23 protein-coding genes are annotated in these 26,119 nt (G+C 69.2%); 14 read left to right on the top strand and 9 right to left on the bottom strand.

Annotated elements, in window-relative coordinates; genetic code table 11:
- The first annotated feature begins 193 nt into the window (after positions 1-193).
- Positions 194-1,171, top strand: coding sequence for a nicotinate-nucleotide--dimethylbenzimidazole phosphoribosyltransferase (locus SACXIDRAFT_RS04440; protein ID WP_006237289.1), 978 nt, complete (start codon positions 194-196; stop codon positions 1,169-1,171).
- Positions 1,172-1,225: 54 nt separating this feature from the next.
- Here SACXIDRAFT_RS04440 and SACXIDRAFT_RS04445 read toward each other — a convergent pair whose 3' ends face one another.
- Positions 1,226-2,329 carry a branched-chain amino acid aminotransferase gene (locus SACXIDRAFT_RS04445; RefSeq protein ID WP_006237290.1) on the bottom strand — a complete coding sequence of 368 codons (1,104 nt, stop codon included), beginning with the start codon at positions 2,327-2,329 and terminating at the stop codon, positions 1,226-1,228.
- Between the two features lie 55 nt (positions 2,330-2,384).
- Here SACXIDRAFT_RS04445 and SACXIDRAFT_RS04450 point away from each other — a divergent pair, with 55 nt between their 5' ends.
- Entirely contained in the window at positions 2,385-2,696 is a 312-nt protein-coding gene (locus SACXIDRAFT_RS04450; RefSeq protein WP_006237291.1) for a hypothetical protein, read from the top strand.
- Between the two features lie 4 nt (positions 2,697-2,700).
- Here SACXIDRAFT_RS04450 and SACXIDRAFT_RS04455 read toward each other — a convergent pair whose 3' ends face one another.
- Positions 2,701-3,576 carry a hypothetical protein gene (locus SACXIDRAFT_RS04455; RefSeq protein WP_006237292.1) on the bottom strand — a complete coding sequence of 292 codons (876 nt, stop codon included), beginning with the start codon at positions 3,574-3,576 and terminating at the stop codon, positions 2,701-2,703.
- Positions 3,577-3,701: 125 nt separating this feature from the next.
- Here SACXIDRAFT_RS04455 and SACXIDRAFT_RS04460 point away from each other — a divergent pair, with 125 nt between their 5' ends.
- Both SACXIDRAFT_RS04460 and SACXIDRAFT_RS04465 read left to right on the top strand, forming a co-directional pair.
- Complete coding sequence (locus SACXIDRAFT_RS04460; protein ID WP_006237293.1) at positions 3,702-5,198, top strand: leucyl aminopeptidase; 1,497 nt, start codon at positions 3,702-3,704, stop codon at positions 5,196-5,198.
- Positions 5,199-5,399: 201 nt separating this feature from the next.
- Complete coding sequence (locus SACXIDRAFT_RS04465; protein WP_006237294.1) at positions 5,400-5,699, top strand: hypothetical protein; 300 nt, start codon at positions 5,400-5,402, stop codon at positions 5,697-5,699.
- Positions 5,700-5,738: 39 nt separating this feature from the next.
- Here SACXIDRAFT_RS04465 and SACXIDRAFT_RS04470 read toward each other — a convergent pair whose 3' ends face one another.
- Positions 5,739-6,116 (bottom strand): hypothetical protein, encoded by a 378-nt coding sequence (locus SACXIDRAFT_RS04470; RefSeq protein WP_006237295.1) that lies wholly within the window; start codon positions 6,114-6,116, stop codon positions 5,739-5,741.
- Positions 6,117-6,324: 208 nt separating this feature from the next.
- On the opposite strand from SACXIDRAFT_RS04470, the gene lpdA reads away from it, so the two are divergent.
- The 5 genes from lpdA (at position 6,325) to lipB (ending at position 12,092) form a co-directional block, all read left to right on the top strand.
- Positions 6,325-7,698 carry a dihydrolipoyl dehydrogenase gene (lpdA, locus tag SACXIDRAFT_RS04475; RefSeq protein WP_006237296.1) on the top strand — a complete coding sequence of 458 codons (1,374 nt, stop codon included), beginning with the start codon at positions 6,325-6,327 and terminating at the stop codon, positions 7,696-7,698.
- 92 nt (positions 7,699-7,790) lie between these two features.
- On the top strand, positions 7,791-9,563 hold the full coding sequence (sucB, locus tag SACXIDRAFT_RS04480; protein ID WP_006237297.1) for a 2-oxoglutarate dehydrogenase, E2 component, dihydrolipoamide succinyltransferase: 1,773 nt from the start codon (positions 7,791-7,793) through the stop codon (positions 9,561-9,563).
- 139 nt (positions 9,564-9,702) lie between these two features.
- Complete coding sequence (locus SACXIDRAFT_RS04485) at positions 9,703-10,587, top strand: TIGR01777 family oxidoreductase (RefSeq protein ID WP_006237298.1); 885 nt, start codon at positions 9,703-9,705, stop codon at positions 10,585-10,587.
- Positions 10,588-10,626: 39 nt separating this feature from the next.
- A complete protein-coding gene (locus SACXIDRAFT_RS04490) occupies positions 10,627-11,283 on the top strand; it encodes a phosphatase PAP2 family protein (protein ID WP_006237299.1) in 657 nt (218 codons plus the stop codon).
- Between the two features lie 59 nt (positions 11,284-11,342).
- A complete protein-coding gene (lipB, locus tag SACXIDRAFT_RS04495; RefSeq protein ID WP_006237300.1) occupies positions 11,343-12,092 on the top strand; it encodes a lipoyl(octanoyl) transferase LipB in 750 nt (249 codons plus the stop codon).
- A gap of 68 nt (positions 12,093-12,160) precedes the next feature.
- On the opposite strand, the gene SACXIDRAFT_RS04500 is transcribed toward lipB, so the two are convergent.
- Together SACXIDRAFT_RS04500 and SACXIDRAFT_RS04505 are read right to left on the bottom strand one after the other, a co-directional pair.
- A complete protein-coding gene (locus tag SACXIDRAFT_RS04500) occupies positions 12,161-13,096 on the bottom strand; it encodes an LLM class F420-dependent oxidoreductase (RefSeq protein ID WP_040922458.1) in 936 nt (311 codons plus the stop codon).
- Positions 13,097-13,115: 19 nt separating this feature from the next.
- Positions 13,116-13,754, bottom strand: coding sequence for a TetR/AcrR family transcriptional regulator (locus SACXIDRAFT_RS04505; protein ID WP_006237302.1), 639 nt, complete (start codon positions 13,752-13,754; stop codon positions 13,116-13,118).
- A 140-nt stretch (positions 13,755-13,894) separates the two neighbouring features.
- Between SACXIDRAFT_RS04505 and SACXIDRAFT_RS04510 the strand changes: the two genes are divergently transcribed.
- The 3 genes from SACXIDRAFT_RS04510 (at position 13,895) to SACXIDRAFT_RS04520 (ending at position 16,415) form a co-directional block, all read left to right on the top strand.
- A complete protein-coding gene (locus tag SACXIDRAFT_RS04510; protein WP_006237303.1) occupies positions 13,895-14,473 on the top strand; it encodes a hypothetical protein in 579 nt (192 codons plus the stop codon).
- Positions 14,474-14,599: 126 nt separating this feature from the next.
- Entirely contained in the window at positions 14,600-15,607 is a 1,008-nt protein-coding gene (gene lipA, locus SACXIDRAFT_RS04515; RefSeq protein WP_006237304.1) for a lipoyl synthase, read from the top strand.
- 154 nt (positions 15,608-15,761) lie between these two features.
- Positions 15,762-16,415, top strand: a complete 654-nt coding sequence (locus tag SACXIDRAFT_RS04520; protein ID WP_040922460.1) for a DedA family protein — start codon at positions 15,762-15,764, stop codon at positions 16,413-16,415.
- A 9-nt stretch (positions 16,416-16,424) separates the two neighbouring features.
- On the opposite strand, the gene SACXIDRAFT_RS04525 is transcribed toward SACXIDRAFT_RS04520, so the two are convergent.
- From SACXIDRAFT_RS04525 to dnaE, 3 genes are all read right to left on the bottom strand, one after another.
- Positions 16,425-18,356, bottom strand: a complete 1,932-nt coding sequence (locus tag SACXIDRAFT_RS04525) for an acyl-CoA dehydrogenase family protein (RefSeq protein WP_006237306.1) — start codon at positions 18,354-18,356, stop codon at positions 16,425-16,427.
- A gap of 377 nt (positions 18,357-18,733) precedes the next feature.
- Positions 18,734-20,212 carry an MFS transporter gene (locus SACXIDRAFT_RS04530; protein WP_006237307.1) on the bottom strand — a complete coding sequence of 493 codons (1,479 nt, stop codon included), beginning with the start codon at positions 20,210-20,212 and terminating at the stop codon, positions 18,734-18,736.
- 22 nt (positions 20,213-20,234) lie between these two features.
- Positions 20,235-23,804, bottom strand: coding sequence for a DNA polymerase III subunit alpha (gene dnaE / locus SACXIDRAFT_RS04535; RefSeq protein ID WP_006237308.1), 3,570 nt, complete (start codon positions 23,802-23,804; stop codon positions 20,235-20,237).
- Positions 23,805-24,030: 226 nt separating this feature from the next.
- Between dnaE and SACXIDRAFT_RS04540 the strand changes: the two genes are divergently transcribed.
- Complete coding sequence (locus tag SACXIDRAFT_RS04540) at positions 24,031-24,795, top strand: PP2C family protein-serine/threonine phosphatase (protein ID WP_006237309.1); 765 nt, start codon at positions 24,031-24,033, stop codon at positions 24,793-24,795.
- 113 nt (positions 24,796-24,908) lie between these two features.
- On the opposite strand, the gene SACXIDRAFT_RS04545 is transcribed toward SACXIDRAFT_RS04540, so the two are convergent.
- Entirely contained in the window at positions 24,909-25,484 is a 576-nt protein-coding gene (locus SACXIDRAFT_RS04545; protein ID WP_006237310.1) for a DUF4383 domain-containing protein, read from the bottom strand.
- Between the two features lie 106 nt (positions 25,485-25,590).
- Between SACXIDRAFT_RS04545 and SACXIDRAFT_RS04550 the strand changes: the two genes are divergently transcribed.
- On the top strand, positions 25,591-26,115 hold the full coding sequence (locus tag SACXIDRAFT_RS04550) for a 2'-5' RNA ligase family protein (RefSeq protein WP_006237311.1): 525 nt from the start codon (positions 25,591-25,593) through the stop codon (positions 26,113-26,115).
- The last annotated feature ends 4 nt before the right edge of the window (positions 26,116-26,119 follow it).

The raw sequence follows: 26,119 nt of genomic DNA on the forward strand, positions 1-26,119 counted from the left end.
GTGTCCGCATTTCCTGCACCCGTGTCCGCACTGTGAAGTACAAACACCCGTGCACAGAGTGCGGACACGACACCCTGCGTCTCGTGTCCGCATTTCCTGCGCGCGTGTTTGCACTTCCTGCGCGCGGCTCCGCAGCCTGTGAACCCGTGCCGACCGGTGCCGTCGCCGCCCTGGTGCTCGGTACGGTAAGCGCGTGCCTATCGAGTTCGCCGAGGTTCCCCATCCCGGCAACACCCAGCGCAGGACGAGCCTCCCCCGGTTCGGCACGCTCGACACGCTCGGCGACTGGCTCGCCGCGCGGCAGGGCCGTTCCCGGCCCACCCCACCCGGCCGCCCCCGCATCGTCGTGTTCGCCGCCGATCACGGCGTCGCGGCACGAGGCGTCTCCGCCCGTCCTCCCGAGTACACGAGTACCGCCGTCCGCGAGCTGCGTGAGGGCGGCACCACGCTGGGCATGCTGGCCGCTCGATCCGGGGCCGGTGTCCGGGTCGTCGATATCGCCGTGGACAACGAGGAACACAACGAGTTCAAGGTGCGGCGAGGCTCCGGCTCGATCGACACCGAGGACGCCCTCACGAGCGAGCAGGCCGAGAAGGCGGTGGACGTCGGCAAGCGGATCGCCGACGCCGAGGTGGACGAAGGCGCGGACCTGCTCGTGCCGGTCGAACTCGGTGCGGGCTCCAGCACGCCAGCGGCGACCCTCGTGGCCGCGTTGACCGGCACGGAACCCGTCGCCGTCGTCGGGCGCGGGTCGGGCATCGACGACAACACCTGGATGCGCAAGGCGGCCGCGGTGCGCGACGCCCTGCGCAGGGCGAGGCCGGTGGTGACGGAGCCGCTCGAACTGGTGCGCACGGCAGGCGGCGCGGATCTCGCCGCCCTCGCCGGGTTCCTCGTGCAGGCGGCCGTTCGCCGTACCCCGGTGCTGCTCGACGGATTGTCCGTGTGCGCGGCCGCTTTGCTGGCCGAGGAGTTCGCGCCGGGTGCGCGGGCGTGGTGGACGTCCGCGCACCGGAGCACCGAACCCGCGCACGCCCTGGCGCTGGAACACCTCGATCTGGAACCTCTTGTGGATCTCGGGGTGGCCGAGGGCTCCGGAACCGGTGCGGCAGCCGTGCTGCCCCTGGTATCGATGGCGGCGGAGTTGAGCGGAAGCCGCGACACCGGCTGAGAGCTTGTGCCGGGAAGGCAGAGCGGGAACACCGCCCTGCCTTCCCGGAGGTTCTCAGCCGAGCGTGCGCATCCAGCCGTGCGGGTCGGGACGGGTGCCTTCCTGAATGCCGGTGAGTTCCTCACGCAGCTTCATGGTGATCTCACCCGGCGTGCCGTCGGCGATCGAGAACTCGCCACCGGCGTGCTTGACGTGCCCGACCGGTGTGATCACGGCCGCCGTGCCGCACGCGAACACCTCGGTGAGCTCGCCGGAGGCCGCCGCCTTCTCCCACTCGTCGGTGGTGATCTTGCGTTCCTCCACACGGCAACCGAAGTCGGAGGCGAGACGCAGCAGTGAGTCGCGTGTGACGCCCGGCAGCAGCGAGCCACTCAGTTCGGGCGTCACCACCTTCGCATCCGATCCGGAGCCGAAGACGAAGAACAGGTTCATGCCGCCCATCTCCTCGACGTAGCGGCGCTCGTTCGCATCGAGCCACACGACCTGGTCGCAGCCCTGCTCCACCGCCTGCGCCTGCGCCACGAAGGAGGCGGCGTAGTTGCCTGCGCACTTGGCCTCGCCCGTGCCTCCGGGAGCGGCGCGGACGTACTCCGTGGACAACCACACGCTCACCGGCTTCACGCCACCCGCGAAGTACGACCCCGCGGGGGATGCGATGAGGGCGTAGAGGTAGCTGGCAGAAGGGCTGTTGACGCCGAGCCCGACCTCGGTGGCGATGAGGAAGGGCCGCAGGTAGAGGGAGTCGCCCTGCCGCGTCGGCACCCACCGCTCGTCGGCGGTGACGAGTTCCCTGATCGAGCCGAGGAACAGCTCATCGGGCAGCTCCGGCATCGCCAGCCTGCGCGCCGAACGCCGGAACCGGGCGGCGTTGACCTCGGGACGGAACGCCTTCACGGCGCCGTCGGGCTGCCGGTACGCCTTGAGCCCCTCGAAGATCGCCTGCCCGTAGTGCAACACGGCGGTGGCGGGATCGAGTGACAGCGGTTCGTACGGGCGCAGCTCGGCGTCGTGCCAGCCGACGCCTTTGGTCCACTTCACGGTGGCCATGTGATCGGTGAAATGCACCCCGAACCCCGGCTTGGCCAGTACCTCCGCTACCCGCTCCTCCGAGGCAGGACGGGCGCTGAGGTGGTGGCTGAACGGGATCGCGGTAGTCATGGCGGCAAGCATATCTTTTGGCTGCCACAACACCAGAGCCCTGCGCGGCCCTACGATGTTCGCTGTGACCTCCCAGCCTCAAACCCCGCCCAAGGCCAACAGCGTTTCCGCGGGGCCAGCCTCCGACGCGAAGGCGTTCTTCACCGCCGCGCTGCTCACCTTCGCCTGCGGCATGATCGCCCTGATCGGCTTCGTCATGGCCGGGGTTTTCGGCGTCATCCTCGGCATCGTGGGCATCGTCTTCGGCCTCGTATGGTGGAAGGAGCAGCACGGCGGCATGCTGCCGCGTGACCTGCCCGGCAAGTCGCTGGTGAGCCTCACCGTGGTGTCGCTCGTGCTGTTCGGCCTCGCGGCGCTGATGGCCTGATCTGTCACTCCGCGCGGCGCGCGACGAGCCGCCGCATCACGTCGGCGAGCGAGGCGAGCGCCGCGAGATACGTGGCGGCCACCGGGCCGAGCAACGCCGCCGCGACGCAGGCCGCGACGACCGCAGCCACGGCGGGTCGGCTCCATCCGGCCGTGCCCGCGATCCGCTCGCCCGCCTCCCTGAGACGCCCTGTGCAGCGCACGGCTCCGACGAGCCCGGCCAGAACGGCGACGGCCACGAGCAGCGAGGTGAGCGCAGAGGCGTCGGCGGCGGCCAGCACGTCCCGCAACGAGGTCGGCGACAGGCCAAGGCGAACCGGGCCCAGTTGGTACAGCGCCCCGGCTGCCACGGCCAGCGAGATCACCACCGCTGCCACGAGTCGATTCCCGCGCAACCCCGCGAACAGCGGCAGCGCCACCACGACGGCCACGAGCAGACCGGCTGTCGGCGGCCGTGCCTCGGCCAACGTCGGAGTGGCCGGTGTGATCGCCACGCACACGGCCACGAACGCGGCGGCGAGAGCGAGTCCAGCCGCGGCCGCCCACCGGGGTGTCCGGCCGGGTAGCCGGGCGCCGAGCGCGTCGGCGGCCGAGGCCACGAGCAGCACAGCCACCGCCACGGCCGGGTAGCCGACCGCGAGGTCGGCGACCGGGGTCGCGGACCGCGCGAGGTAGGCGGCCGGAACGGTGGCGCACAGCACGAGCAGACACCAGTCCCTCACCGTGGTCGTGGCGAGAGCGGCCCTGCTTCCCGTCCCGTTCCCCGTCCTTCCCGCCGCCGAGGTGAGGACACCGGCGAGCGGCAGCGCGACGAGTGCCCACCACCCTGCCGAGGACACGGCCACGGCGAGCACGACGAACAGTCCAGCGGCCAATGCCATCGAGCCGACCTACCTCCACGTGCGGGACGGTGCCGCCAATAGCATGGCGGGTGAGATCGGCGGACCGGCACGTCGCCCCGACCGGGACGTGCCGGTTCGCACATGCCGACACAGAGGAGCATGACGTGAGCGTGCCGAAGCTGTCCCTGTCCGAAAACTCCGAGGATGCGTTGGCCAAGACCCGCGCGGAGGTCGTCGTGGTGGGCACCGTGGAGGGTGCCGACGGGGTGGAGCTTGCCGCCGGCGCCGAGGCCGTTGACGCCGCGTTCGACGGCACGCTGACGGACGTGCTCGCCACGCTCGGCGCGACGGGCAAGGCCGAGGAGGTCGTGAAGGTTCCCGCCCTCGGCCGGATTCCGGCGGGCATCGTGCTGGCGGTGGGACTCGGCAAGGCCGACGACATCACACCCGAGCGCGTCAGGAGGGCGGCAGGTGTCTCGGGCCGCCAGCTCGCCGGGCGCAAGCGGGCGCTGACCACCCTGTCCGAACTGGACCTCCAGGCGGCTGTGGAAGGCACCGTCCTCGGGTCGTACTCGTTCACGACGTACAAGTCGGAGCCTGGTGACGCCCCTGTCGCCGCTGTCGAGGTCGCCGCGCCGTCCGAGGGCACCACGCGCGCGCACAAGGCGACGGTGAAGGCGGCCATGGCCATCGCCGAGGCGGTCATCGTGGCTCGCGACTTGGTCAACACGCCGCCGAACGACCTGTTCCCCGCGTCCTTCGCCGACCGTGCCAAGGAACTCGCAGGCGCGGGCGGGCTCGAGTTCGAGGTCCTCGACGAGAAGGCGCTGAAGCGCAAGGGCTTCGGCGGCATCCTCGGCGTCGGCGGCGGCTCGTCGCGCCAGCCCCGGCTGCTGCGGGTGGCCTACCGGGGGTCGAAGGCGAAGAAGAAGGTCGCGCTCGTCGGCAAGGGCATCACCTTCGACACGGGTGGCATCTCGCTGAAGCCCGCCGCCGGAATGGACAGCATGACCTCCGACATGGCCGGTGCCGCCGCCGTGCTCGCGTCGGTGGTGCTCGCGGCGAAGCTCAAGTACCCGCTGGAGGTCGTCGCGCACATTCCGCTGGCGGAGAACATGCCGTCGGGCACCGCGTACCGCCCCGGCGACGTGCTCACCATGTACGGCGGCAAGACGGTGGAGGTGCTGAACACCGACGCCGAGGGCCGCCTGATCCTGGCAGACGCCATCACCAGGGCATGCGAGGAGGCACCCGACTACCTCATCGAGACTTCCACGCTGACGGGTGCGCAGGTCGTGGCGCTCGGCGAGCGCACTGCCGGGGTCATGGGTTCGGACGATTTCCGCGACCGCGTCGCCGAGATCGCGCAGGCCACCGGCGAGAACGGCTGGCCGATGCCGCTGCCGGAGGAGCTGCGTTCCGGTCTCGACTCCAAGCTCGCGGACATCGCCAACGTGAGCGGCCAGCGGTGGGGCGGCATGCTCGTCGCTGGCATCTTCCTGCGGGAGTTCGTGGCGGACGGCCTGCCGTGGGCGCACATCGACATCGCGGGCCCTTCGTACAACAGCGGCGCGCCGTGGGGTTACACGGCGAAGGGCGGCAGCGGCGTTCCGGTGCGCACCATCGCCGCGGTGCTGGCCGACATCGCCGACAACGGCTGATCGCCCCCGGATCGCCGTAGGACAGTCGTCGTCGAAGCCGCCGTGCGCACCCTGCCACGGCGGCTTCGACAACCGAGCCGGTGCTCACCTGACGACGTCGCCGGAGGTGGGGAGAGGTCGGTTTCCGCGTCCGTTGGCCCACCTGCCGTTTGCTTCTGAGGTGTCCGCATGATTTGACCCGCCTGACCAGAGGGGGCGTCATTGGCTGGGGCACTGCGCAAGGCCGGACTGGTGATTCTCGGTGTGTTGCTGACCGCCGCGCTCGCGGCAGGTGGTGGGGCGGCCATCTGGTTTCCCATCGAGAGCATCGTCAACTTCGAACCACAGAACATCACGTCGGGCCATCCAGGCAATCCACGGATTCCCGAGGACGATCAGTTCACCGACCTGTTGATCAGCTCACTCCTCATGATCACCATCGGCGTCGTCCTCGTAGGCTGCGCGATCGCCATCGTCGTCGCGTTGATCAGAGACCGCCTCAGGTCCGGTCGGCGCTATTAGGGCCGGCACGGCTCGCCCGCGCGGCGACCGGGCCGGTCTTTAGTCGGCGTCGCTTTCGCGCTGCGCCTTCTTGCGCAGTATCCGCTGCCGTTCCGTGTACTCCCGCATGCGTTTCGGATATCCCGTCCTCGCGACCTCGTAGACCGGGATGGACCGCTTCCTGCCGAACCGCTGCGCGGCGTCGAGACTGCCGATGCGTCGCCGTGTCCACTCCCCGTCGTGCGCGACGAGCACGACGGTGGTCTCGGTGACGGTCGTTCGGGGCTCGACATACGCCTCGACGCCACGGTGAGTCGCAGCCCATCGGTCGAGGTGGTCGATGTCGGCCGAGCCCGCGCCGCGCACACCGCCCGCGCTGCTCTGTTTACCGCTTCCCCTGGCGCCCCTGCGGCGACGAAAAGCGTCGAACAGACCCATGACGACCACACTCCTTCCACCTCGCAGGATGCATTATCCCGATCACGGAGAGCTGTCGAGCGTGTCACAGGCGCACTAGGTCGCACGCCGATCGGGCGAAGTGACAAGATGAGGTGTCATGAGCGCCGACAGCGCCCGTGATCACGGCCGACCCGACAGCCGTCTCGGCCTACGACGACGTACGACACTGCCTGCCGAGGAGTGAGAAGTGACCGACGCTGAAGCCGACCTGGTGATCCTTGGTGGCGGATCCGGTGGTTACGCCGCGGCGTTCCGCGCGGCCGAACTGGGACTTTCCGTCACGCTCATCGAGAAGGACAAGCTGGGCGGCACCTGCCTGCATCGAGGCTGCATCCCGACGAAGGCCTTGCTGCACGCGGCCGAGGTCGCCGACTCGGCTCGCGACGGTGAGCAGTTCGGCGTAAAGACGGTGCTGGAGGGAATCGACATCGCCGGAGTCCACAAGTACAAGGACTCCGTCGTCACGCGCCTGTACAAGGGGCTCCAGGGGCTCGCGAAGGTTCACAAGGTCAACCTCGTGCAGGGCACGGGCACGTTCGTCGGCGGCACCACCGTCGAGGTCGAGGGCACGCGCTACACGGGCAAGAACCTGGTCCTGGCCACGGGGTCCTACTCCAAGACCCTGCCCGGCCTCGAACTGGGCGGGCGCATCATCACCAGCGACGACGCGCTGACGCTGGACTTCGTGCCGAAGAAGGCCGTCGTGCTCGGCGGTGGCGTGATCGGCGTCGAGTTCGCCAGTGTGTGGGCCTCCTTCGGCACCGAGGTCACCATCGTGGAGGCACTGCCCCGGCTGGTGCCTGCCGAGGACGAGTTCGCGTCCAAGCAGCTGGAACGCGCCTTCCGCCGCCGCAAGATCACCTTCAAGACCGGCGTGAAGTTCACCGGCGCGAAGCAGGACGCGGGCGGTGTCACGGTGTCGCTGGAGTCCGGCGAGACGCTGGAGGCCGACGTGCTGCTCGTCGCGGTGGGCCGGGGACCCAACACCGCGGGCCACGGCTACGACGAGGCAGGCGTCCGGATGGAGCGGGGCTTCGTGCTCACCGACGAGAGGCTGCGCACGAACCTGCCCGGCGTCTACGCCGTCGGCGACATCGTTCCCGGCCTTCAGCTCGCCCACCGCGGCTTCCAGCAGGGCATCTTCGTCGCGGAGGACATCGCGGGGCTCGACCCGAAGCCGATCGACGAGTCCGGCATCCCCAGGGTCACGTACTCGCACCCCGAGGTGGCGTCCGTCGGCCTTACCGAGGCGCAGGCCAAGGAGAAATACGGCCCGGACATCACCACGTTCACCTACGATCTGGCGGGCAACGGCAAGAGCCAGATCCTGAAGACCTCCGGTGCGGTGAAGCTCATCAAGGCCCCCGACGGCCCGGTCGTCGGTCTGCACTTGGTCGGAGACCGCGTCGGCGAGCTGATCGGCGAGGCTCAGCTCATCTACAACTGGGAGGCGTTCCCCGAGGACGTGGCCCCGCTGATCCACGCCCACCCCACCCAGACCGAAGCTCTCGGCGAAGCGCACCTCGCGCTGGCGGGCAAGCCGCTGCACGTGCACGGCTGACCTGCTGTCCGACCGACAGCAGCAGCAGCGGCGGGCACAGCCGACGCAGCAACTCGGACCACACCCAGCACATACAAGGGAGTCAGCAAACGATGGCGTACTCCGTCACACTGCCGGAGCTCGGTGAGAGCGTCACGGAGGGCACCGTCACCCGGTGGCTGAAGCAGGAGGGTGACAGGGTCGAGGTCGATGAGCCGTTGCTCGAGATCTCCACCGACAAGGTCGATACCGAGGTGCCCTCGCCCGTCGCGGGCACGGTGCGCAAGATCGTGGCACGCGAGGACGAGACCGTCGAGGTCGGCGGCGAGCTCGCCGTGATCGACGACGGCACCGGTGGCGGCGCCGACGACAGCGCCGAAAGCACCGGAGCCACGGCAGCCGCCGAGCCTCAGCAGCCAGCGCAACCAGCGCAGCAGGCGCAGCCCGAGGCTCAGGCGGCCCCCGAGCAGCAGGCACCGGCTCCGTCTGCGCCGTCGAAGGCGGCGTCCGGCACCCCGGTGACGCTGCCGGAGCTCGGTGAGAGCGTCACCGAGGGCACCGTCACCCGGTGGCTGAAGCAGGTCGGTGACACGGTGGAGGTCGATGAGCCGCTGCTCGAGATCTCCACGGACAAGGTGGACACCGAGGTACCCTCGCCCGTCGCCGGCACCGTCCTGGAGATCAACGTCGGCGAGGACGAGACCGTCGAGGTCGGTGCGCAGCTGGCGCTCGTCGGGTCCGCCGAAGCTGCCGGAGCTGCCGAGGCGCAGCAGGCTCCCGCCACACCGGAGCCCGAGCCCCAGGCGCAACCCGAGCCCGCTCCGCAGGAGCCCAGCGCTCCCGCACCGCAGGCCAAGCAGCCGCAGGCCCCCGCGCCGGCCCCGCAGCAGGCCAAGCAGACCGCTCCGGCCGAACGTGACGGCGCCGGTACGCCGTACGTCACCCCGCTGGTGCGCAAGCTCGCCGCCGAGCACGACATCGACCTGAGCACGCTCAAGGGCAGCGGTGTCGGCGGCCGCATCCGCAAGCAGGACGTGCTCGCCGCGGCCGAGGCCAAGCAGAAGCAGGCGGAGGCTCCCGCGCCGCAGGCCGCGCAGGCTCCCGCAGCACAGGCGGCAAGGCCCGCCGCGCCTGCCCCTGTCTCGGAGGCAGAGAAGGCCGCGCTGCGCGGCACGGTGCAGAAGGCCAACCGCATCCGCCAGATCACGGCGGTCAAGACGCGGGAGTCGCTCCAGGTCTCGGCCCAGCTCACGCAGGTGCACGAGGTGGACGTCACCAAGGTCGCGCAGCTGCGGCAGCGCGCGAAGGCGGCGTTCCGTGAGCGCGAGGGCGTGAACCTGACGTTCCTGCCGTTCTTCGCCAAGGCCACGGTCGAGGCGCTGAAGCAGCACCCGAACGTCAACGCCTCCTACAACGAGGAGACGAAGGAGATCACCTACCACGGCGCCGTGCACCTCGGTCTCGCCGTGGACACCGAGCGTGGTCTGCTGTCGGTCGTGATCCACGACGCGGGTGAGCTGAGCCTCGCGGGGCTGGCCCACCGGATCGCCGACCTCGCGGCACGAGCCAGGAGCAACAAGGTGACTCCGGACGAGCTGACCGGCGGCACGTTCACGATCACCAACCTCGGCAGCAACGGCGCGCTGTTCGACACGCCGATCATCGTGCAGCCGCAGTCCGGCATCCTCGGTGTCGGCGCTGTCGTCCGGCGCCCGATGGTGGCCTCGGACGCCGACGGCAACGACACCATCGCGATCCGCTCGATGGCCTACCTCCCGCTGACCTATGACCACCGTCTCATCGACGGTGCCGACGCGGGCCGGTTCCTCACGACGATCAAGCAGCGTCTCGAGGAGGGCAACTTCGAGGACGAGCTGGGCCTCTGACTCTCGAAGGTCACGCACACGGGGGTGTTCACCGGCTCGGTGGGCACCCCCGTGGTGTCGAAAGCCCTGGGAATCCTGACCCAAGTGGACTGTCCGGCTCATCGAACGCCGGCGGGTCAGGCGCTCTAAGGTGTTGTCCATGCGGGTTCTCGTGGCCGGTTCCAGCGGGCTGATCGGTTCCGCCCTTCGTTCCCGGCTGCGGGAACTGGGGCACGACGTCGTGCGGTTGGTGCGGCGAACCCCTGCGGCCGGGGACGAGCGTGGCTGGGACCCGCCGTCCGGCCGGATCGACGAGGGCACGTTCGACGGTGTCGATGCCGTGGTGAACCTGTGTGGTGCCCCGCTGGCGTCGGGACGGTGGAGTGCCGCGCGCAAGCAGGTGCTGCGTGACTCGCGGATCGAACCCACCGAGGTCCTTGCCGAGGCTGTCGCCGAACACGGCATCCCGGTGCTGGTCAACTCCTCGGGCATCAGCTACTACGGCGACACGGGCTCGCGGGAGGTCGATGAGTCCGCGCCTGCCGGTGAGGGGTTTCTTCCTCGGCTGTGTGTCGAATGGGAGGCCGCCTGCGCTCCCGCCGTGGACGCGGGCAGCCGGGTGATCCTGTTGCGTACCGCTCCGGTACTCACCTGGCGGGGCGGCATGTTGAAGCTCGTGCGCCCGGTCTTCCGCTTCGGGCTCGGCGCCGTGCTCGGTGACGGGCGGCAGTACACGCCGTGGATCAGCCTTTCCGACATGGTCGAGGTCATCGTGTTCTGTCTCGACCACGACGACGTGTCCGGTCCGGTGAACGTGACAGCACCTCGCCCTGTCACCAACGCCGAGTTCACCAGAGCCGTCGGCAGGGCGCTGCACCGGCCGACCCCGTTGCGGATGCCCGGGCTCCCGTTGCGGGTGCTGCTGGGCGAGGCCGCCGACGAGATCCTGCTGAGGGGCCCGCGCGCCGTGCCCGGTGTGCTCACGCGCACCGGCTTCCCCTACGCCTTCCCCGAGCTCGACCGCGCGCTGTCCTCGGCGCGGTGACCTTCTCGCTGTCGGGTGGATGGTCGGCAGGGTAGCGGCGTGGCACGCGTGCACTACGTCGTCGGAGCGGTCCTCTTCGGGGCGTTCATCGCGCTCGGGATCGTGGTGCGTGAGGCTCCCGTGTCCCTCGATCGTCTGCTGCGCGACTCCGTCGGAACCCGCTGGCAGGGTGATCTCGGCACGGCCGCCGGTGTGGTCAGCGCCGTGCTCGGCCCGCCACTGCCGATCCTGCTGGGTGCGGGCCTGATCATCGCGACGCTCGTGTTGCGGCGGCGCGGCGACCCTCGGGCCTGGGTGACGCTGCGGGTGCTCGTCCTGCTCGGCGCCTGCCGCCTCACGAGTCTGCTGGGCAAACCCGTTTTCGCCCGCGATCGTCCGAGGGACTACAGCGATTTCAGCTACCCGAGCGGGCACGTGGCCTCGGTCGCGAGTACCGGTTTCGCCGCGATGGTGCTGTGCCTGTGGCTCGCGCCGAAGGCGGTGTCGGCCGTCGGTACCGCAGCCGTGGTGGCGACACTGCTGGCCTGCTCGGCGCGGGTGGCGCTGGGCGTGCACTGGATCACCGACACCGCGGGCTCGATCCTCGCCGTGACCGGAGTGGGGCTGCTCGTCGCCCCTGCACTGCGCCTGCTGCCCGGCCCCGGACCGGGTGGACCTCGGGCCGGCCGTGAAAACGATCGCGGCCGGCCCGGCTGACGATTACGCGGACCGGGACGGGAGCGGGAAACAGTGCGGGCAGGGGTAGCCTCGACGCCGTGAGCCAGAATGCGCCCCGTTCCTGCCGCGAGTCCCGCGACCCCGTGGACGTCCGCGACATCGGCACCATCGACTACCTCGAAGCCTGGGATCTTCAGCGCGACCTCGCCACCGCCCGTGCGGACGGCGAGAGCCCGGACACGCTGCTGTTGCTCCAGCACCCCTCGGTCTACACGGCTGGCAAGCGCACGCAGCCGGAGGACCGGCCCACCGACGGGACCCCGGTGATCGACGTGGACCGAGGTGGCCGCATCACCTGGCACGGGCCCGGCCAGCTCGTCGGGTATCCGATCGTCAAGCTCTGCGATCCCATCGACGTCGTCCACTACGTGCGGCGTATCGAGGAGGCGCTGATCTCGGTGTGCGACACGCTGGGCCTGCGCACCGGCAGGGTGGACGGGCGCAGCGGCGTCTGGGTGCCAGCCGACGAGACCCGTCCCGAACGCAAGATCGCCGCGATCGGCATCCGGGTGCAGCGGGGCGTGACGATGCACGGCTTCGAGCTGAACTGCGATCCCGACCTCACGGCGTTCGACCGCATCGTGCCGTGCGGCATCCGCGACGCGGGGACCACGTCCCTCTCGGAGGAGCTGGGCCGCCGCGTGACCGTCGAGGAGGCGCTCCCCCTCGCACGCGACGCGGTTCTCGCCGCGCTGGACGGCGAACTCCCGGTGACCGACGACCGGTGGCTGCCTCGCCCGCAGCAGCCTGAGGCGGCGGGGGTCACCTTCGCCCTGCACCAGTCCTGAGCGAGTTCTGAGCGAGTTCTGAGCGAGTTCTGAGCGAGTTCTGAGCCGGTCCCCCACCGTGCTCCGCGTCAGGCGAGTTGCGGGGCGACCTCCGACGCGATCAGGTCGAGGTGGTCGAGGTCGGAGAGATCGAGAACCTGGAGGTACAGGCGACTGATTCCGGTCGCCTCCCTCCACCGGCCGATCGTGTCAACGGCCTCGGCGACGGTGCCCGCGACGCCGTTGGCCCTGAGTTCACCGGCCTCGCGGCCGATGGCGTCCGCCCTTCTCGACACCTCCGCGTCGTCCCTGCCGACGGCCACCACGAGTGCGGCGGACCGGATGATGTCGCCGCGCGGCCTTCCTGCGGCCTCCGCGGCGGCGTCAACGCGCTCGTACTGCGCGCTCGCCGTGGCGATGTCGTTGAAGGGCACGTTGAACTCGTCGGCGTAGCGCGCCGCGAGCTGGGGTGTCCGCTTCCTGCCGGTGCCGCCGAGGATGACGGGAGGACGCGGGCGCTGGGCAGGCTTGGGCAGGCCGGGCGCCCCGGTGAGCTTGTAGTGGTCGCCGTCGAACGAGAAAGTGGTGCCCTCCGGGGTCTCCCACAGTCCTGTGATGATCTCCAACTGCTCGCTGTAGCGGTCGAACAGTTCACGGGTCGGCGGGAGGTCGATCCCGTAGGCGGTGTGCTCGTCGGCATACCACCCCGAGCCGAGGCCGAACTCGATACGACCGCCCGACATCTGATCGACCTGGGCCACGGAGATGGCCAGCACGGACGGATGCCGGAAGGTCGCCGCGGTGACCAGCGTGCCAAGGCGGATAAGCGAGGTCTCCCGCGCGAGACCGGCCAGGGTGATCCAGGCGTCGGTCGGTCCGGGCAGCCCGCTGGCCGAACCCATTTTCAGGTAGTGGTCCGACCGGAAGAACGCACCGTACCCCGCGTCCTCGGCTACCCTGGCGACCCGCAGGAGGTCACCGTAGCTCGCACCCTGCTGCGGCTCCGTGAAGATCCTGAGTTCCACGGGTGCGAGCGTAGCGGCCTCACGTTCGACGTGAGGCATCTCTCACCTGCTGGAGCAGCGCGATCACGACCTGCTCCACCTCGGCGCCGACCCGCTCGGGCTCGGCGGAGCCCGCGATCTCCGTGGCCGCGCTGGACAGCGCGCCGAACAGCAACCGGGACGTGATATCGACGGGCACGCTCACCAGGTCGCCCGCGTCGATCAGATCCTGAAGGGCGTCCTTGATCAGCCCGAGGCTGTAGCGGTCCTCCGCGTCGCGCCAGCGTGACCAGCCCATCACCACGGGCGCTTCGTGCAACGCGATCCGCTGGTACGCCGGGTCGAGACAGCTGGAGATGAATTCCCTCAGCCCGGCCAGCGCACGCTCCCACGGCGGCCGGTCACCGTGCAGGATCTTCTCCAGCCGCCCTTTGACGTCGGCCTCCACCGCGTCGAACGCGGCTTCGAAGACGGCCTGCTTACCGTTGAAGTGGTGGTAGAGCGCGCCCTTCGTGACCCTGGCCCGCCTGGCGATCTCGTCGAGTGACGTCCCCGTGTAGCCCCGCTCCGTGAATAAGGCCACAGCACTGTCGATCAGCGCGGTCCGCGTGGATTCGGCGTAGTCGTCCCTGCGCGACCTCGCCGATGTCGTCTGCCGACCAGAGCCCGGTGTCGCCACGTTCACGACCTTACGTCGTTCGATTCGGTCACATACCGGTGGTATGGTGATCTCGTCCGCACATACCCAGGGTATGAAGCAAACCCTTGGTATGGACGACGTCATGGGGAGACACGGCCCGAGAGGGGATCTCGAGACCGATGAGCTGGAGCGATTTCCGCCGACGCCGCGACATCATGGACAGCGCCGTCGCCGAGGCTGTGAGAGCTGGGAGCACCACCGACGGCCGCATTCCGTTCGACCGGATCGACGGAGCCAGGGATCTCTTCGGCACCGAGGAACAGTTGCTGCTCGCGCTGCACCAGCGCTGGCACCAAATCCTCACGGGGCACCTTCGCGCCGAGGGTGCCGGACCCGAGGACGTGACAGCCGCACCCGGCCGTGAGAACACCGAGGACAGCGACCAAGTCGATGCCGTCTCGCGGGCGTGGCGCCGGGCCGTCTCCCTGAACCGGGACCTGCACGCGGTGGTGAACGCGAACGTCGAGCGGGTTCCCGCGCTGCGCCTGGCCCAGGATGCGGAACTGCGGCTGCTGGCTGTGACGTCGGGGCTGGCAGCGCCGCACGAACCGGAGGACGAGGTGATCGCCGTCGGAGCTACCCTCGTCGCCCTCCTCCGGCATCGGGATGTCTCCGGGACGAAGCCGAGCGGGGGCAGCGCGACCAGCGGGGACGGCGCGATCGGTCAGTGGCCGCGCCGCCTCGCGCCGTCCGCCTGAGCGACGCCCCAGCGGCGCAGCACCGCCCTTCGGTCCCTGCGTGCTCACCACCCGGCCGCGCTGCCTGGAGCAGCCGTCGTCCGGCGTTGTCGAGGTCGCGCCCACCCCGGGCGTAGGCTGGGGCGCGTGACTGTGGTGCCGGAAGGCCGGAAGCTGCTGCGGCTCGAGGTCCGCAACAGCCAGACGCCGATCGAGAAAAAGCCGTCGTGGATCAAGACCCGCGCGCGGATGGGACCCGAGTTCACCGAACTCAAGGGCCTAGTTCGCAACGAGGGGCTGCACACCGTCTGTGAGGAGGCAGGCTGTCCCAACATCTACGAATGCTGGGAGGACCGCGAGGCGACCTTCCTCATCGGCGGCGACCAGTGCACCCGCCGCTGCGACTTCTGCCAGATCGACACCGGCAAGCCCGCCGACCTCGACCGCGACGAGCCGAGGCGGGTCGCCGAGAGCGTCAGGGCGATGGGCCTTCGCTACTCGACCGTGACCGGCGTCGCCCGTGACGACCTGCCCGACGGCGGTGCCTGGCTGTACGCCGAGACGGTCAGGCAGATCCACGCGCTGAACCCGGGCACGGGGGTGGAGCTGCTCATCCCCGACTTCAACGCCGACGACGACCAGCTCGCCGAGGTGTTCTCCGCGGCGCCCGAGGTGCTCGCGCACAACGTCGAGACGGTGCCGCGCATCTTCCGCCGGATCAGGCCTGGCTTCCGCTACGAACGGTCGCTGGAGGTGATCCGCCGTGCCCGCGAGGCCGGGCTGGTCACCAAGTCGAACCTGATCCTCGGCATGGGCGAGACCCCGGAGGAGGTCGAACCCGCGATGCGCGACCTCGTCGAGGCAGGCTGCGAGATCCTCACCATCACGCAGTACCTGCGGCCCTCGGTGCGCCACCACCCCGTGGACCGCTGGGTGAAGCCGGAAGAGTTCGTCGAGCACACGAAGGCCGCGGAGTCCCTCGGCTTCGCCGGGGTGATGGCAGGCCCACTGGTGCGCTCGTCGTACCGCGCGGGCAAGCTGTTCGCCCAGACCAAGGCGCACCGGGGCGAGCCGCTGCCCGAGAACCTCCAGCACCTCGCCGCCGCATCACCCGCGGCGCAGGAGGCCAGCAGTGTCCTCGCCAGGATGAGCTGACACCCCGCCGGACTCGATGACACCGCCGGTGCTCGACGACGAACTCGGGGAAATCCCGGAGGCCGGTGAACCAGACGGCGGTTACGGTCGTCCTAACGACGACACTCATCGGCCGCCGGTCGGCGGCGAAAGACCCACTACGCAGGGGAGACTCGTGGTTACTGAGGTGCTCAACTGGCTGCAGAGCCTGCCGCAACCGGCGTTGGTCGGGGCGACAGGGCTGCTCGTCCTGCTTGAGTGCACCGTCGGCCTCGGCTTCATCGCACCCGGCGAGTCCGGCTTGCTCATCGCCGCCACGACAGCCACCACGGCTCCCCGGTTCGTGGTTCTCGTGCTGGTCGTCACCGCGTGTGCCGGTATCGGCGACTCCATCGGCTACGCCATCGGACGCCGTTACGGGCCGCGACTGAGGGAGACGAAGCTCATCCAGCGTTACGGCACCGATGCGTGGGACAAGGCCACCGCCATCCTGCAACGCAGGGGCGCGTGGGCGGTGTTCTTCGCGCGTTTCCTGCCGGTGGTGCGCACGCTCACCCCCGCCGCGGCGGGAACGTCGGGCCTGCCGTACCGGAAGTTCCTCCCAGCTGTCGTCACCGGCGCGTTCGGCTGGGCGACGCTGCACGTCAGCCTTGGCGCCGCGCTGGGTGAGGCCGCCCGCCACGTCGAGGGCGCCCTCAGCACCGGCGGCATGATCGTGGTTGGCGTGCTCGCCGCCGTCGGTCTGTTCTTCCTCATCCGCTACAAGAAGCGGAAGGCGGCCGAGGCGCTCAGCTCGGCGGCCAGCAAGACCGTGGACGATCGAGGCTGACAGGACCGCTCACAACTCGTACCGCCTGGCGAGGTTGGGTTCGGTGGACGCGCCGGACCGCGACCGCGCGATCCACGGGCCGGTGCCTTCACTCGGGTCGAGGATTCCCGCTTCGAGCCAGGTGATGTCGCCACGCAGTACGGAACCGGCCAGCTCGCGGTCCTCGTCGTCGGTGTTGGTCCACAGCGCGTCGAACAGCCGCTCGACCCGCAGGCGCGACTGCCTGCAGAACGTGTCGGCGAGCCGCTCCGCAGTCCTGCCCTGCTCCTCGTCTTCGCCCCGCAGGGCTGCGGCCCGCACACACGTGGCAGCCATGGCGAACAGCTCGGCGCCGATATCGACCACCCTGCCGAGGAAACCCTGCCTGCGTTGCAGCCGCGCCTGCCAGCGGGCCATGCCGTAGAACGTGGCCCTGGCGAGTTTGCGGGCCCTGCGCTCGACGAAGCGCAGGTGCGGGGCGAGCGCGCCGAACTCGCTGAAGGATGCCGGGTTGAGGCCGGCTCCGACCAGAAGGCGCGGCAGCCAGCCTGCGTAGAAGCCGCTCGCGCCGACGGCGGCCCTTGCCTTCGCCCTCAGATCGGCGTCCTCCTCGGCGAGATCCCCTGCCACCGCGAGATGCGTGTCAACGGCCTCCCGCGCGATGAGCAGGTGCATGATCTCCGTCGATCCCTCGAAGATGCGGTTGATGCGCAGGTCCCGCAGGAGCTGTTCGGCAGGCACCGCGCGCTCGCCTCTCGCGGCCAGCGACTCGGCGGTCTCGTAACCCCGCCCGCCACGGATCTGCACGAGATCGTCGGCGACCTGCCAGGCGAGCTCACTCGCCCAGAGCTTGGCGAGTGCCGCTTCGATGCGGATGTCGTTGCCACCGGCGTCGGCGAGCCGCGAGGTCAGCTCCACCACCGATTCCAGGGCGAAGGCCGTGGCGGCGATGAACGAGACCCGGGCGGCGATCGCCTCGTGTTCCGCGATCGGCCTGCCCCACTGGACGCGCTCGGCCGACCATTGGCGCGCGATGGACAGTGCCCACTTGGCCGCCCCTGCACAGCACGCGGGCACGGAGAGCCTTCCGGTGTTCAGCGTCGCGAGCGCGATCTTCAGTCCCTGTCCTTCGCCACCGATGACGTTCTCCTTGGGCACCCGGACCCGGTGGAAACGGGTGACACCGTTCTCGATGCCGCGCAGTCCCATGAACCCGTTGCGCCGCTCCACCGTGATGCCAGGGCTGTCGGCCTCCACGACGAAGGCCGTCACACCACCGGGATGTCCCTGGCTCTCCGGAACCCGAGCCATCACCACCAGCAACTCGGCGACCACGCCGTTGGTGGTCCACAGCTTCACCCCGTCGATCTCGTATGCCGCCCCGTCCTCAGTGGGCACCGCGGTGGTGGCGAGGCGTGCGGGGTCGGACCCGACGTCCGGCTCGGTGAGCAGAAAGGCCGACACCACACCCGCCGCGCACCTCGGCAGATAAGCGTCCTGCTGCGCGGGCGTTCCGGCCAGCTTGAGCGGTTCGGGAACACCGATGGACTGATGGGCCGACAGCAGCACCGCGAGCGTGGAGTGCACCGACCCGACGAGCATCAACGCCCTGTTGTACGTGAGCTGGCCGAGACCGAGACCTCCGTGCCGCTCCGGGATCTTGATCCCGAAGCAGCCGAGTTCGGCCAGGCCCTTCACGTAGGTGTCCGGGACCCGGCCCTCACGTTCGATCACCGTGGGATCGAGCGTCGCGCAGTACTCCCGCAGCCGCGACAGGAACGCCTCGCCACGTGCCCGCTCCAGCGGGCTCGCTGCCGGTTCGGGGTGCACGAGATCGAGGCGGAGATGTCCGAGGTACAGCTCCTTCGCGAACGACGGCTTCTCCCAGCCCTGCCTCGACTCCTCGGCGAGTCGCCGGGACTGCTGCTCCGACACCGTCTGCCGCTGTGGCGTGGAAACCATGGGGGCTCCTCGGGTCCGTGGTTCCGTGGGTCCGTTCCAGAGCTGGTACCCCCTCCACAAGCCTCCGAACACGGGAGGGGCCGATCCACGGAAGGGGCGCGAAGAAGGCTGGGCCACCAAAGCCGCCTGCCTGACACAACGCTCGCGGGCTGCCGATCGCCCGCTCGTCACACGGCGGGGCGGGTGGGCCCCGCCCCCTTCCAGCGGGGCCCACCCGGACCTCGGGAGACCTTCGATGCCGTCCCGGTCGATCCCCCACGGTCGCCGGCCCGGTTACCGAGCCCTGCCGTCGAGCACCAGGTCTCGCCGAAGGCTGACACAAGAATCACCGATTCGATATCTCTACGCCAGTCGCGTCGGTCAGCGCAGCGCATCGCTCACTCGAATGGAGTATGAGCACTCACTCTTCGCGATTGGTGTGGCGCCCGGCGCGGCCGTCGGCGCGCGTCCACCACGGCCAGCACCAGGGCCAGCACCACGAGCGCCACCGCACTCGCCATCGCCCAGCGCAGTCCCTCCGGATAGCCGCCGTCCGAGCCGACTCCGGCATGGAACACCGACGCCAACACGGCCACACCGATGGCGGTTCCGATGCGCTGGCCGGTCTGGAGCGCTCCGCCTGCCACGCCGGCCATGCGCGTCGGCACGCATTCCAATGTCAACGTCGTGTTCGGTGAGATCACCATGCCTCCCCCGAGCCCGGCGACGAGCAGCGGCAGTGCCACCGCGAACCCGGTCGTCGCGGGAGGCGTCAACGGAGAAATCACCGCCACTGCGGCGAGCCCCACCGCCACGAGGCACAGCCCGGCCAGTGTCAGCAACCTGCCGAGCCGTGCGACGAGCCTGCCCGCCACAGTCGCCGACACCGCGGCGCCCAGGGCGAACGGCGTCACCACCAATCCCGACTCCAGCGGTGTGTAGCCGAGGCCTTGCTGGAAGAACAGCGCGAACACCAGCCAGATCCCCGCGAACCCCGCGAAGTACACGGTGCCGATCGCCGCGCCCGTCGCGAATCCCGGGGTCTCGGTGAAGAGCCGGACGTCCAGCAACGGCGAACCGTCACGCCGCACCAGCCTCCGTTCCCAGACCACGAACGCGACCGCGAACGCCACGGCGACAAGAGGCATCCACCACAGGGCGCTCACGGCACCGAATCCGCCTTGCCCCCACCGCACGAGCGGGAACAACAGCCCGAGCACGGCCGCGCCCAGCAGCACCACGCCCACGACGTCGAGCTGCGACCGCAGAGTGCCTGATCGTCGCGGCGCCGCGGGCAGCAGCCGCAGCGCCAGTACGAACGCGAGCACACCGATCGGGACGTTCACGAAGAACACCCAGCGCCACCCGTTCTCCGCCCCGAACAACGCGATGATCGCCCCGCCGAGCACGGGGCCGACAGCCGTGGACAACGACACCGTCGTCCCGAACGCTCCGAACGCCCGCCCGCGTTCGGCTCCCCGGAACAGTTCCTGGATGAGCCCGGAATTCTGCGGTGTCAGCAGACCCGCCGCCACACCCTGCGACAGCCGTGCGCTCACGAGCATCGACTCATTGACCGCCGCGCCTGCCAGTGCGCTCGTCAGCACGAACGCTGAAAGGGCGAACAGGAACATTCGCCGCCTGCCCAGCGCATCGCCGAGCCTTCCGCCCGACACCAGCACGAGACCGAACGTCAGTGCATAACCCGACACCACCCACTGCACGCCGGACGCCGAGGCACCGAGCCCTCTCTGGATCGAGGGCAGAGCCACGTTCACGATGCTGACGTCGAGCAGGGACATGAACCCGGCCGTCAGCGTGACGGCCAGCGCGCGCCAGCGCCGCGGATCGGATTCCCCGGTGTCCGGATGCACCACTCCACGGTAGGAAGCGGACGTCTCAGCTGCTCGCCGCGATGCCCGGGATGCCCTTCAGCTCGCCGAGCAACATGGAACTGACCGTCACGGAATAGTCATAGAGGGCGAACACCGTCTCGGACGAGCCGCCGACCAGCTTCAGCCGCACCGGGGTCTCACCTCGATGGGCCTGCAACGTCTGCTTCAACTCGGTCACCACACTTCGGGTGATCTTCTCGGCCGAGGCCAGCAGCATCAGCGGTGGTTCGTCGTCGCCGAGCGCGACGTCGCTGAGATCGAGAGGCACGAGTCCGGCGGCGAAGACGGACATCTTCTCCTCACGCCAGTTGACGCGGCCCTTCACGACGACCGCGTTGTCCTCCACGAGGTCGGCGGCGAACAGCGCGTAGGACTTCGGGAAGAACAGCACCTCCAGCGAGGCGTCCATGTCCTCGACCGTGCAGATGGCCCAGGGCTCGCCCCTCTTGTTCACGCGCCGTTCCAGCGCGGTGATGAGCCCGGCGATCTCGATCTCCCCTTCCCTCGGGGGCTCGGCCAGTATCGCCGCGATGGGACGTTTGGCGTGCTTACGCAGGATTCGTTCGGCGCCGTCGAGCGGGTGTGCCGACACGTAGAGGCCCAGCATCTCCCGCTCGTAGCCGAGCTTCTGCTTGCGGGGGTACTCCTCGTCGTCGAACCGCAGGTGAGCGAGGGGCGACGCCGCCGTGCTCGGGGCCGCGCCGTCGTCGCCGCCGGTGCCGAAGAGGTCGAACTGCCCCATCGCCTCCTGCCGCTTGAGCGGAACCACGGCGTCCACGGCGTCCTCGTGCACACGGATCATCGACAGCCGTGTCGCGCCGAGTGAGTCGAACGCACCCGCCTTGATCAACGATTCGATGACCCGCTTGTTGCACGCCACGAGCTCGGATTTGTCGAGGAAGTCGGTGAAGGTGGAGTACTTGCCCTTCTTCTCCCGCGTCCCAATGATCGACTCGACGACGTTCGCGCCGACGTTGCGGATCGCGCCGAGGCCGAAACGGATGTCGTCCCCGACGGCGGCGAAGCGGCGATCCGACTCGTTGACATCGGGTGGGAGAACCCGGACACCGAGCCTGCGGCACTCGGAGAGATACACGGCCGACTTGTCCTTGTTGTCACCGACCGAGGTGAGCAGGGCGGCCATGTACTCCGCGGTGAAGTTGGCCTTCAGATAGGCGGTCCAATACCCGACGAGCGCGTAACCCGCGGCGTGGGACTTGTTGAACGCGTATCCGGCGAACGGGAGGATCGTGTCCCACAGCGCCTTGATGGCCTCGCGCGAGAACCCGTTGGCCTTCATCCCGGCCTCGAAGCCCTCGAACTCCTTTTCGAGGACCTCCTTCTTCTTCTTGCCCATCGCACGACGCAGCACGTCCGCTCGGCCCATGGAGTAGCCTGCGACCTTCTGCGCGATCTGCATGATCTGTTCCTGATAGACGATCAGACCGTAGGTTTCGGACAGGATGTCCTTCAGCGGCTCTTCCAGCTCGGGGTGGATCGGCGTGACCTGCTGCCTGCCGTTCTTGCGGTCCGCGTAGTTGTTGTGCGTGTTCATCGCCATCGGACCGGGGCGGTACAGCGCGTTGACCGCCGCGATGTCGGCGAACTCGGTCGGCTGCATCCGGCGAAGCAGGTCACGCATGGCCCCACCGTCGAGCTGGAACACGCCGAGCGTGTCACCACGGCCGAGCAGTTTGTACGTTTCGGGGTCATCGACGCCGAGTGTGTCGAGGTCGATCTCGATGCCGCGGTTGACCTTGATGTTGTCGATCGCGTCACCGATGACCGTGAGGTTGCGCAGGCCGAGGAAGTCCATCTTCAACAGGCCGATGGCCTCACACGACGGGTAGTCCCAGCCGGTGATGATGGCCCCGTCGTCCCGCTGCCAGAGCGGGATCGCGTCCACCAGCGGCTCGCTGGACATGATGACCGCGCAGGCGTGCACACCGGCGTTGCGGATCAGCCCTTCGAGCCCCCGAGCGGTTTCGAAGATCGTTTTGACCTCGGGGTCGTTCTCGACGAGAGCGCGGACCTCAGCCGCTTCCGCGTACCGCTCGTGCTCCGGATCGACGATGCCCGACAGCGGGATGTCCTTCGCCATGATCGGCGGAGGGAGCGCCTTGGAAATCTTGTCGGCGATCGCGTAGCCGGGCTGGCCGAAGTGCACCCGTGCCGCGTCCTTGATCGCGGCCTTCGTCTTGATGGTGCCGAACGTGATGACCTGCGCGACCTTGTCCGCGCCGTACTTCTCGGTGGCGTAGCGGATCATCTCGCCACGCCTGCGGTCGTCGAAGTCGATGTCGATGTCGGGCATCGACATGCGCTCGGGGTTGAGGAACCGTTCGAACAGCAGCCCGAGCGGGATCGGGTCGAGGTTGGTGATGCCCAGCGCGTACGCGACGAGGGCCCCCGCAGCCGAACCACGCCCCGGACCGACCCTGATGCCCACGCTACGGGCGTAGTTGCAGAGGTCGGCGACCACGAGGAAGTACGCGGGGAAGCCCTTCTGCGCGATCACGCCGAGTTCCATCTCCGCGCGCTCGACGTACCCGTCCGGGATGCCGTCGGGGAACCGCCATTCGAGGCCCTTCATCACCTCGTGGTGGAGCCAGGACTCCTGGGTGTGCCCCTCTGGGACCTCGAAGACGGGCATCCGGTCCTTGTGCGCGTAGACGTCCTCGTAGGACTGCACGCGCTCCGCGATCAGCAGCGTCGAGTCGGTGGCACCGGGCACCTCGGTGTCCCAGTACGCGCGCATCTCGCCCGCGGACTTCAGGAAGTAGCCGTCACCGTCGAACTTGAACCGGTTCGGGTCGGACAGTGTCTTTCCCGACTGCACACACAGCAACGCCGCGTGCGATTCGGCCTGGTCCTTGGTGACGTAGTGGGAGTCGTTGGTCGCCAGCGGCCGCAAACCGAGCTGACGGCCGATCTCCAGCAGGCCCTCTCGCACAGAGCGTTCGATGGGCAGGCCGTGGTCCATCAACTCCAGGAAGAAGTTGTCCCTGCCGAAGATGTCGCGGTAGTCGGAAGCGGCCTGGATCGCCTCGGCCTTCTGCCCCAGTCGCAGCCGGGTCTGCACCTCGCCGGAGGGACAGCCGGTGGTCGCGATGATGCCCTCGGCGTTCTCCGCGATCAGCTCGCGGTCCATCCTCGGCTTGCGGTAGTAACCCTCCATACTCGCCAGTGAGGACAGCTTGAAGAGGTTTCGCAGGCCCGTGGCGTTCTCCGCCATCATCGTCATGTGCGTGTAGGCACCGCCGCCGGAAACGTCGCCACCCTCACCGAACTCGTCGGCACCTCGCTGACCCGAGTGCCCCCAGAACACCGGCTTCTTGTGGAACCGGCTCTCCGGTGCGATGTACGCCTCGATGCCGATGATCGGCTTGATGCCGGCCTTCTTCGCCTGCTGGTAGAACTCGTCGGCGCCGTACATGTTGCCGTGGTCGGTCATACCGACCGCCGGCATCCCCAACCGAGAGGCCTCGGCGAAGAGCGGAGCGATCTTCGCCGCGCCGTCGAGCATCGAGTACTCGGTGTGGACGTGCAGGTGGACGAAGGAATCGTTCGACACCGCCGGAATACCTCCGAAGACACCAAGGGGACGGCCAGAGACGTGCCGACCAGCTTAGCCCCGAGGAAGATCTATCCAGGGACCGCATGCCCGGCGTGGCGAGCGCAGTCCGGCCCTCCTTCGCCACCGGCGAGGGTGCCCCATCCGGTGTGCCGCTTCGGCAAAACGGGGCCAGCTGACGTACTGTTGTGCGTCGCCGCTCGCCGAGCAATGGTTCACTGCACTCATGACACACCACCAGGCCCTCACCCTCCGCTACGCCGCGGCCTCCGATGTGGGGCGACACCGTGGCGGGAACGAGGACTCCGCCTACGCGACCGTCCGGCTGCTCGCCGTCGCCGACGGGATGGGCGGTCACGCCGCAGGCGAGGTCGCCAGCGCCGAGGCTGTCACCGCGCTCGAAGAGCTCGACACTCGCCTCGCTGATGAGGACCTCGGCGATGTTCACCTCGGGGAGGAACTGGCGGAGGCGATCGGCGTCGCCGCGTCCCGGCTGGACGAGCGGGTCGCCGACGACCCCGCTCTCACCGGCATGGGCACCACGGTCACGGCGATGTTGTGGGACTGCCCGCGATTCGCGCTCGGGCACATCGGCGACTCACGCTGCTACCAGCTCCGCGGTGGCACGCTGACCCAGCTCACCCACGACCACACGATGGTCCAGGCCCTTGTCGATCAGGGGCGGCTCACTCCGGAACTGGCCGAACGCCACCCGAGCCGCTCCGTGCTGGTGCGAGCGCTGCTGGCCGGTGTGCCTGCCGAGCCCGACATCTCCGAGCACACCGCCGAGGCCGATGACGTCTACCTGCTCTGCTCCGACGGGCTCACCGACGTCGTCAAGCCGCCCGAGATTCAGCGGGTGCTCGCGGACGTGGTCACCGGTGCCGCGTCCCCTGACGACGCCGTTCGCTCGCTCATCGGCCTCGCCAACGATGGCGGCGGCCCCGACAACATCACCTGCGTACTCGCCCACGTCATCGAAGAGGACTGACGTCCGCGAGACACCCCGTGTCCGCGGTCCGCGCGCATGTCCGCACGTGGTGAGCTGGAAGGCCGCAGCCCGTGCGTCCGCGTGTTCCGGTGCCCGCGCTGTCCCCGGAGAGATCAGTGTGCTGCGCCGCGGCGCCACATCCGCCGCCCTGGTGCGTGCCTGCGAGTCCCTCGCGCACTGTCGTCCGCACCGGTCCCGCCGGTCTCAGAGACGGGACCCGGCTGCTCGCCCCTCGTCTCGACGACCTTCTTGCGGGCCGGCATCACAGCGAGGACGAGCCCCAGCAACGCCGTCCCCAGATGCAGCCAGTTGTCCGCCGTGTTGAGCGCGAACGGGTTACCGAGCCCCTCCACGGGGTTCTCCGCGAACACGCCCGTGATGGCGAGGCCCCACAGCAACAGCACTCCGAAGACGGCGAGCAGCAGCCAGCCGTAGACCCTCGCCATCGTGGACGTCAACGCCATCAGCACACCGATCAAACCGATCACGATGTGAAAGACGTTGTGGAGCGGGTTGATCGAGAAAAGCCACAGGGTGCTGTGACTGGCGTCCCCAAATCCACCGAACCCGGTGATCACGAGCCCGATGATGCCGATCGCCAGGTAGACAACGCCAATGAGACCCGCCAGCATCTGGACGGGCTGTAGTCCTCGTCTCCGCAGGCTGCCTGCGGGAGCTGGACGAGTCATGGCAGCCTCCTCCTGCGGTGTGAAAGGTGCCGCTCAAACCTTTCGTGTACCCGGGTGTTCCGGCGCGAAACGGCGAGTGCGCCCGCGGCACCGTAGGGTTTTCGGCGTGGCATTGGGCGTTTGCCTGCTGTTCGACCGGCGTTCCGAGCGCGCGCTCCGTGGGCTGTGGTCGCGGCTGGAGGCCGCCGGTGTCGCGACGCTGCAAACCCACACGCACGGCAGGCATCACCCGCACCTGTCGTACGTCGTCCTCCTCGACTGGGACTTCGCCGCCGTCCACGCGGCTGTCGGTGCGCTGCGCGACCACGGTCCTTCAGATCTCACCTTCGACGCGATGGCGACGTTTCGCCGGGGCAGAGTCGCGCTCGTGCCCGCTCCTCCCGCGGGCCTGCTCGCGCGGCAGCAGGCCGTACTCCGCGCCGTGATCGGCACGGGAGCCCGCGTTCACCGTCACTACGCGCTGGACCGCTGGCTGCCGCACTCCTCGGTGGCCACGAGATCGACGACGCGGCAACTTCCCCTCGTCGCGGCAGCGGTCTACGAGATCCTCCCGCTGACCGTGCGCGTGACCAGCGCCGCCTTGATCGACAGCGCCACCGGGCAGGCGGCACCGCTGCCGATCCTGCCGTGATCGG

This window comes from Saccharomonospora xinjiangensis XJ-54 (assembly GCF_000258175.1).
GTDB lineage: Bacteria > Actinomycetota > Actinomycetes > Mycobacteriales > Pseudonocardiaceae > Saccharomonospora > Saccharomonospora xinjiangensis.

What these genes read in the sequence shown, in the direction of transcription:
- SACXIDRAFT_RS04445 (WP_006237290.1), bottom strand. Translation starts at nt 2,329, where the DNA reads ATGACTACCGCGATCCCGTTCAGCCACCACCTCAGCGCCCGTCCTGCC.
- SACXIDRAFT_RS04450 (WP_006237291.1), top strand. Translation starts at nt 2,385, where the DNA reads ATGTTCGCTGTGACCTCCCAGCCTCAAACCCCGCCCAAGGCCAACAGC.
- SACXIDRAFT_RS04455 (WP_006237292.1), bottom strand. Translation starts at nt 3,576, where the DNA reads ATGGCATTGGCCGCTGGACTGTTCGTCGTGCTCGCCGTGGCCGTGTCC.
- SACXIDRAFT_RS04470 (WP_006237295.1), bottom strand. Translation starts at nt 6,116, where the DNA reads ATGGGTCTGTTCGACGCTTTTCGTCGCCGCAGGGGCGCCAGGGGAAGC.
- sucB (WP_006237297.1), top strand. Translation starts at nt 7,791, where the DNA reads ATGGCGTACTCCGTCACACTGCCGGAGCTCGGTGAGAGCGTCACGGAG.
- SACXIDRAFT_RS04485 (WP_006237298.1), top strand. Translation starts at nt 9,703, where the DNA reads ATGCGGGTTCTCGTGGCCGGTTCCAGCGGGCTGATCGGTTCCGCCCTT.
- SACXIDRAFT_RS04510 (WP_006237303.1), top strand. Translation starts at nt 13,895, where the DNA reads ATGAGCTGGAGCGATTTCCGCCGACGCCGCGACATCATGGACAGCGCC.
- SACXIDRAFT_RS04525 (WP_006237306.1), bottom strand. Translation starts at nt 18,356, where the DNA reads ATGGTTTCCACGCCACAGCGGCAGACGGTGTCGGAGCAGCAGTCCCGG.
- SACXIDRAFT_RS04540 (WP_006237309.1), top strand. Translation starts at nt 24,031, where the DNA reads ATGACACACCACCAGGCCCTCACCCTCCGCTACGCCGCGGCCTCCGAT.
- SACXIDRAFT_RS04545 (WP_006237310.1), bottom strand. Translation starts at nt 25,484, where the DNA reads ATGACTCGTCCAGCTCCCGCAGGCAGCCTGCGGAGACGAGGACTACAG.